The organism is Allosphingosinicella sp., assembly GCF_036387215.1.
GTDB lineage: Bacteria > Pseudomonadota > Alphaproteobacteria > Sphingomonadales > Sphingomonadaceae > Allosphingosinicella.
On record NZ_DASVUE010000209.1, the window covers coordinates 1 to 6,959 of the forward strand.

Annotated in this window: 8 protein-coding genes; 1 reads left to right on the forward strand and 7 read right to left on the reverse strand. The window is 65.5% G+C overall.

Going from position 1 to position 6,959, the window contains the following annotated elements:
• Positions 1-105: 105 nt before the first annotated feature.
• The 3 genes from VF662_RS08335 to VF662_RS08345 form a co-directional block, all read right to left on the reverse strand.
• A complete protein-coding gene (locus VF662_RS08335) occupies positions 106-921 on the reverse strand; it encodes a DUF3667 domain-containing protein (RefSeq protein ID WP_464139799.1) in 816 nt (271 codons plus the stop codon).
• 69 nt (positions 922-990) lie between these two features.
• Positions 991-2,376 carry a dihydrolipoyl dehydrogenase gene (gene lpdA, locus VF662_RS08340; protein ID WP_464139802.1) on the reverse strand — a complete coding sequence of 462 codons (1,386 nt, stop codon included), beginning with the start codon at positions 2,374-2,376 and terminating at the stop codon, positions 991-993.
• Positions 2,376-3,743 (reverse strand): pyruvate dehydrogenase complex dihydrolipoamide acetyltransferase, encoded by a 1,368-nt coding sequence (locus VF662_RS08345; protein WP_464139804.1) that lies wholly within the window; start codon positions 3,741-3,743, stop codon positions 2,376-2,378. Before VF662_RS08345 ends, lpdA begins: the two co-directional genes overlap by 1 nt.
• Positions 3,744-3,891: 148 nt before the next feature.
• Between VF662_RS08345 and VF662_RS08350 the strand changes: the two genes are divergently transcribed.
• Entirely contained in the window at positions 3,892-4,347 is a 456-nt protein-coding gene (locus tag VF662_RS08350; protein WP_464139806.1) for a universal stress protein, read from the forward strand.
• A 6-nt stretch (positions 4,348-4,353) separates the two neighbouring features.
• Here the strand turns inward: VF662_RS08350 and VF662_RS08355 are convergent, their stop codons facing one another.
• From VF662_RS08355 to VF662_RS08370, 4 genes are all read right to left on the reverse strand, one after another.
• Positions 4,354-5,199, reverse strand: a complete 846-nt coding sequence (locus tag VF662_RS08355; RefSeq protein ID WP_464139808.1) for an RcnB family protein — start codon at positions 5,197-5,199, stop codon at positions 4,354-4,356.
• A 64-nt stretch (positions 5,200-5,263) separates the two neighbouring features.
• Entirely contained in the window at positions 5,264-5,773 is a 510-nt protein-coding gene (locus VF662_RS08360; RefSeq protein ID WP_464139810.1) for a GAF domain-containing protein, read from the reverse strand.
• Positions 5,774-6,187 carry an alternative ribosome rescue aminoacyl-tRNA hydrolase ArfB gene (arfB, locus tag VF662_RS08365; RefSeq protein ID WP_464139812.1) on the reverse strand — a complete coding sequence of 138 codons (414 nt, stop codon included), beginning with the start codon at positions 6,185-6,187 and terminating at the stop codon, positions 5,774-5,776. It abuts the gene before it with no gap.
• On the reverse strand, positions 6,174-6,830 hold the full coding sequence (locus VF662_RS08370) for an RluA family pseudouridine synthase (protein ID WP_464139814.1): 657 nt from the start codon (positions 6,828-6,830) through the stop codon (positions 6,174-6,176). The genes arfB and VF662_RS08370 overlap by 14 nt, the downstream gene beginning before the upstream one ends.
• Positions 6,831-6,959 lie beyond the last annotated feature (129 nt).

The following is a 6,959-nucleotide window of genomic DNA, read 5'->3' on the forward strand; positions in this document are numbered from 1 at the left end:
ATCGAGCACGAAGCCCTCGGTCATCGATCCGGAGCATTTCGGACATTGTCTGGTCTGCGACACGCTGAATTCTCCAGCAAGGAACGGACTGTATGGGCCTACCGACTATGCCCCGAAGGCCGAGCGCAGCGCCAGCGACAATGCAAGCTGATGGAGCGGGAAGAATGCCACATAATAAGCGACATAGGTGAGCAGCCCAAGCGCGACCGATTTCTTCAGCGAATAGCCATAGAAGGTGCGGGTGGCGATCACGAGCCAGGTCCCGTCGACGATATATTTGCCGATCGCGATAGCGGCCGAGGTCGCGTTGAGCCTGATCCCCAACCAATAATAGATCGGCCACATTATGACGACGGTCAGCACCACGAAGGAGATTGCGTGCATCGCGAAGATGAGGTGCTCGACATAATATCTTTGTGACCGGAGGTGGACCAGATGGAGCGCAAGCGAAAAGAGGACGATCAGCGGGACCTGCATCAGCGAGGCATTGCGCGCCCACTTCTCGTCGATTTCCCGCTCGATCGCTTCGGCGGGCACTCGGCGCCTTTCGGCCTCGGCCCTGATCCGGCTCGATACGAGCAATGACTTGGCCCGGGTCTGGTTGCCCCCCATCGAGCTGACCAGTTTCTCCTCGGCCGCGGCGTGCCTTCCGATGTCGTACATCGACACGGTGTTGCTGATCGAAAAGGCGAAGAGGTGAAGCGCGAGGATGGCGAGGACGAGCGCGAGCGGCTTCACGTAGCGCACCCGGCGGGCGGAGAAATATTCCCGGGTCAGGAAGCCCGGCCGAAACAGCAGCGCCCGCACGGTGCGGAGCAGCTTCGAATGTTCGAGGCTGGTGATCTCCTCGGTCGCCTCGCCGGCGAAACGCCTAAGCGACAGATCGCGCTTCGAGATTCCGGAGCGCCGCAACTGTGACAATAGTCGCCCAGCAGCTCGGCGCCGCAATTGTCGCAGGCGCGGGCTGCTATCGACGCGCGTGACGCGGGCTCAATAATGTACCGCCCGGCCGTAGGCGTCGAGGACGCTCTCGTGCATCATCTCCGAGAGAGTCGGGTGCGGGAAGATCGTGTGCATCAGCTCGGCCTCGGTGGTCTCGAGCTGGCGCGCGACGACATAGCCCTGGATGAGCTCGGTCACTTCCGCTCCGACCATGTGGGCACCGAGCAGCTCGCCCGTCGCCTCGTCGAATACCGTCTTGATGAAGCCTTCCGCTTCGCCAAGCGCGATCGCCTTGCCGTTGCCGATGAACGGGAATTTGCCGACCTTGACCTTGTAGCCTGCCTCTTTTGCCTTCGCCTCGGTGAAGCCCACGGAGGCGACTTGCGGCCGGGAGTAGGTGCAGCCCGGGATGTTGCCGGTCTCCATCGGGTGAACGCCCTCCACACCGGCGATCGCCTCGACGCAGATCACGCCCTCGTGGCTCGCCTTGTGCGCCAGCCAGGGCGGTCCGGTGACGTCGCCGATCGCATAGATGCCTTCGACGTTGGTGCGGCCGTATCCGTCCGTGTCGATATGGCCGCGGGTGGTTTTCACGCCCAGCACTTCCAGCCCGATATTCTCGGTGTTCGGAACGATGCCGATGGCGACGATGGCGTGGGAATATTCCTCGACCGCTCCGCCCTTCAGCGTCGCCCGAACGCCTGCGCCCGTGGGTTCGAGCTTGTCGACACCCGAGCTCACATGGATCTTCATCCCCTGCTTGGTGAGCTGCTTGTGCACGAATGCGGAGATATCCGCATCCTCGACCGGCAGGATCCGGTCGAGCATCTCGACGATCGTCACCTCAGCGCCCATGTCCGAATAGAAGCTCGCGAACTCCACTCCGATCGCGCCGGAGCCGATCACGAGCAGCTTCGTCGGCATCTCCTTCGGCACCATTGCATGCTGGTAGGTCCAGATCTTGTTCCCGTCCGCCTTGGCGAACGGCAGGTCCCGCGCCCGCGCGCCGGTGGCGACGATGATGTGCTTGGCCTGGAGCTCGGTAGTGGTGCCGTCCTTGACGACGGTGAGCTTCCCCTTTCCCGCGATCGAGCCTTCGCCCTCGACCACGGTGATCTTATTCTTCTTCATCAGCCCCTTGACGCCGGCATTGAGCTGCCCCGCCACCTTCCGGCTGCGATCGACGATCTTGGCAAGGTCGAACGACACCTTCTCCGCGCTGAGTCCGTAGGCGGAGGCGTGCGTGAGATAATGATTGATCTCCGACGTCCTCAGCAGCGCCTTAGTCGGAATGCACCCCCAGTTGAGGCAGATCCCGCCAAGCTTCTCCCGCTCGACGATCGCTACCTTCATCTTCAGCTGCGCCGCCCGAATCGCCGCGACGTAGCCGCCGGGCCCGGAGCCGAGAACGATGAGGTCGTAAGTGTCAGCCATTACGCAATCATCCCCAGCGGCGCTTCGATCAGCTCCTTGAAGCGCTTCATCAGGGCCGCGCCGTCGGCGCCGTCGATGGCGCGGTGGTCGAAGCTGCCGGTGGCGCTCATCACCGTCGCGATCTGTAGGCTGTCGTTGACGACATAGGGCCGCTTCTCGCCCGCGCCGATCGCCATGATCATGCCCTGCGGCGGGTTGATCACCGCCTCGAACTGCTTGATCCCGTACATGCCCATGTTCGAGAGGCTCGCGGTGCCGCCCTGATATTCTTGCGGCTGGAGCTTGTTGTCGCGGGCGCGGGCGGCGAGGTCCTTCATCTCCGTGGAAATGCCGCTGAGGCTCTTCGTGTCGGCGCCGGCTACGATCGGCGTGATGAGGCCGGTGGGCGTCGACACCGCGACGGAAATGTCGGCACGCTTGAAGGTGACGAGCTCCGTCGGCGTGTACATGACGTTGCACTTCGGCTCGTCCATCAGCGCGCGGGCGAGCGCCTTGATCATAAAGTCGTTGACCGACAGCTTCACGCCGCGGCTCTCGAGGCTGGCGTTGAGCTCCGTGCGGAGCTTCAGAAGCGCGTCGAGCTGGATGTCGACGGTGAGGTAGATGTGCGGAACCTGCTGCTTCGATTCGGTGAGGCGCCGGGCGATCGTCTTGCGGATGTTCGAAAGCTTGGCGGCCTCATGCGGAATGTCCGGCACGGGGTGCGCGGCGGGGGCAGGCGTTGCGGCAGGAGCCGGGGCGGGCGCAGCCGCCGGTGCTGCCTGGGCAGGCGCGGCGGCCGGTGCGGGCTTGCCGCTTGCAGTGTCGATATCGACCTTGACGATGCGGCCGCCCGGGCCGGAGCCGCTCAAGGTGGAAAGGTCGATCCCCTTCTGCTCGGCCAGTCGGCGGGCGAGCGGGCTCGCCTTGATGCGGTCGCCGGTGTCGGCCTTCGGCTGCGGCTGCGGCTGGCTTTGAGGCTGCGCGGCCGCAATCTTCTGGTCCTCGGCGGGATTGGCGCCATAGCCCTTCACGTCCGGCTGCGGCGTCGGAGTCGCGGGCTGCCCCGCACCAGTCTCGCCGCCGCCTTTCGCGACCGGCGCGGGCGCTGCGCTCGGAGCCGCCGCGGCTGCCCCGGCATCCTCGCCCTCGCCCGCGATGAGTGCGATCACGGTGCCGACCTTCACTTCGTCGGTGCCCTCGGCGACCAGGATCTTCGAGATCGTGCCCTCATCGACCGCTTCAAATTCCATCGTCGCCTTGTCGGTTTCGATCTCCGCCAGGAGATCGCCCGCGGCGACGCTGTCGCCTTCCTTCACGAGCCACTTGGCAAGCGTGCCCTCCTCCATCGTCGGGGACAAAGCGGGCATCTTCAATTCGATGGGCATCGCTGGCTTTCCTCGCGTCAGGGGCGCGCCCGTCCAAACAGCAGAGGCAAGTCCGGGTCAAGACCTGCTGAACGGCTGGGCCGGGCTCCAGTGCCCGTGCTTGCGCGCGGCGGCGATCTGGCGCAGCATCGCCTGAGCAGGAGGGAAGATGCCGGCTTATCTGGTTGTGATCGACGAGAGCGAGGAAGCGCGCTCGGCCCTCCGCTTCGCCGCCCGCCGCGCCGCCAGGACCGGGAGCAGCGTCGAGATCGTCGCGCTGATCCCGCCCGCCGACTTCGTGCAGTGGGGCGCGGTGCAGGCCGCGATGGAGGAGGAGGCGCGGCTCCGCGCCGAGGCGAAGGTGCTCCAGGCCTCCGGCGCGATCATCGAAGAGGCCGGCATCCGACCGTCGATCACGGTCAAGCAGGGCGAACCGGTGAAAGAGGTGACCGCCATCCTCAAGGAACGCGAGGACATCGCGGCGCTGGTGCTCGGCGCCGCCGCGGAAGGCGGGCCGGGTCCGCTCGTCTCCCATTTCGCGGGAACGGTGGCAGGGTCGCTGCCCTGCCCCGTCATCATCGTTCCCGGCGGCCTCCCGGACGAGACGCTCGACCGGCTCAGCTGATCCGGATCAGCCGCGCTCGCCCGGCAGCGGCCGCGGCTTCGCCCGATAGACGCGGCGCGGCTTCGCCTTCACCCTCTTTTCGATATAGACCGTCTCGCGAACCGTCTGCGGCGCGGCCGCATGGACCGTCGTCTCCGTGATCGTCACCATCCCGCCCGGCATCCAGCCATAACCGTATCCGTAGCCGTAGCCCTGATGCCCACAGGCCTGCGGGCAGGGCATGGGCGGCGGCGGAGGGGGCGGTCCGCGGCGGTCGACATAGCCGCGGTCGTCATAGCCATAATCCTCGTCGCCGGGGTAATCGTCGCCTTCGTAATAGGGGATGCCCTCGTCGTCATAGGCCCACCGGTCGCCATATTCGTCCCAGTTCATGCCCCAGCGGCCGTCGAGCACCCGGCCTGAGCGGTCGATCAGCAAGGCATCGTCGAAATAGCGGACCCAGCGGCGGTCCTCGATCGGCTGCGAGAAGCCGTACATGCCCCAATTGTGGATCTGGAAGCGCGGACCCCACCAGAATTGCGGGACGAAGAAGCCGCGATCGATGCGCTTGTAGCGGTGATGGCGGTTGATGCCGTGATGGCCGCCGCCCTTCATGCCGTGGCCGCCCCACATCTGATAGCCGCCCTTCATCCGGTGCCCGCCGCCCATCATCTGGCCGCCGCCGCGGCGGTGGATGATGAAATTCTGCGCGCCGCCCTGGCGGCCGTGACGCTGCATCATCATGTGATTGCCGCCGCCGTTCCGCCAGGTGACCCCGGCATTGGCCGGACCGCCGGCGGGAGCGGACTGAGCCCCGGCTGCGACGGGCGCGAGAGCCGTTGCCGCGATGATTGCGAGTGCGAATTTGTTCATGGCGCGTCCCCTGTTCGACGAGAGCCTTGCGCTCCCTTGAAGGCAGGGTGCGCTCAGGGAGTTTTTAACTTCCGGAAGGGGCTTTTGCTACAGAGCCGAGCCGCTCTCCGAGCAGCCGTGCCAGTTTGACACAGCCCGCCAGATCCTCCGGGTCGAAGCGCGCTTCGAGCGGGCTGTCGAGATCGAGGACGCCGATCAGCTCCCCCTCCTCCACGATCGGCACGACCAGCTCGGATCTGGATGCGCTGTCGCAGGCGATGTGGCCGGGAAAGGCGTGCACGTCCTCCACCAGCTGCGGCTCGAGGCTCGCCGCCGCCGCGCCGCACACGCCCTTGCCGAAGGGAATCCGGATGCAGGCGGCACGGCCCTGGAACGGCCCGAGCACCAGCTCGCCGCCGACATTGCGGTAGAAGCCCGCCCAGTTGAGGTCGGGAAGGCTCTCCCACAGAAGCGCCGAGATGTTCGCCATGTTGGCGATCGCATCGGGCTCGCCGGCCGTCAGCGCCTCCGCCGCCTCGACGAGCTGGCGGTAGAGCTCGGCCTTGTCCGCCGCTTCGATCCTGAACTCGTACATCTAGTCTATCCTCGGCTTGGCCCGCGCCTGCTTGACCGCGCTTCGGCCCTTCTTGGCCTCGACGCGCTTCGCCTTTGCAGCCCTGCTGACCTTGGTCTTGATCCGCTTCGGTTGCCGGATGTGGGCCTTGGCGATCAGTTCCGCCAGCCTCGCCCGCGCATCTTCGCGATTGGCCTCCTGCGTTCGGAAGCTCCGCGCCGTGATCACGATCTCGCCGCCCGACGTCATCCGGCTTCCTGCAAGCTCCTTGAGCCGCGCATAAGCATAAGGCGCCAGCCCGAGCTTGAAGACGTCGCAGCGCAGCTGCACCGCGGTCGCCACCTTGTTGACGTTCTGCCCGCCCGGACCGCTCGATGCGATGAAGCTCTCGCTCAGCGCCTCCTCGGGAAGCGTATAGGCGTCAGCCGAGGACATCGCCGAAGCCGGCATTGACGAAGGTGGGCGGAAGCGGGGCGGTCGCCTCGACCGGCGTCTTGCCCTCGCGCTCCATCTTCAGCGACAAGGCATGGAGCAGCATGGGTCCCCGTCCCGCCCCGTAGATCGGGTCGCCCGAAATCGGGAGCCCGAGCCCCTCGGCCGCGTGCACCCGGAGCTGGTGCGTCCTTCCGGTCGTCGGCGTGAACAGCAAAACTGCGCGGCCATCCTTAACGGCGATCGTCCGCCACCGCGTCAGCGCCGGCTTCCCCTTAACGTCATGGACGATCCGCCATCCCTCCTCCCTCGTCGAGACTTTTCCCAGTGGCAGGTCGATCTGGCCCTCCTCGCGCTCCGGCACCCCGTCCAGCACGGCGACATAGCTCTTCTCGACCTTCTTCTCCTCGAACGCGCGCTGGAAGCGCTTGTGCGCCTTTGGGTTGCGGGCGAGCAAAAGGCAGCCTGAAGTGTCGCGGTCCAGCCGGTGCACGGGGAGCGGCAAGCGTCGGAAACCAAAGCGGAAATGATGGAGATAATCCTCCAGGCTCTCGGGCGTTTTCGAGCCTGGGTGGACCGCCAGGCCCGCCGGCTTGTCGATCACCATGGCTTCGCCGTCGATGAATAAGACACGGTCTTCAAGCATGGATCCGCACTGCCACGGCTGTTGCAGCGGCGCAACGAGCTCTCAGCTACTCGCCATAAGTCCTTCGTTTACGGTGAATTAACCTTTTCAGTTCACTTATTGCATGATTAATCAAGATTACCGGGGTCC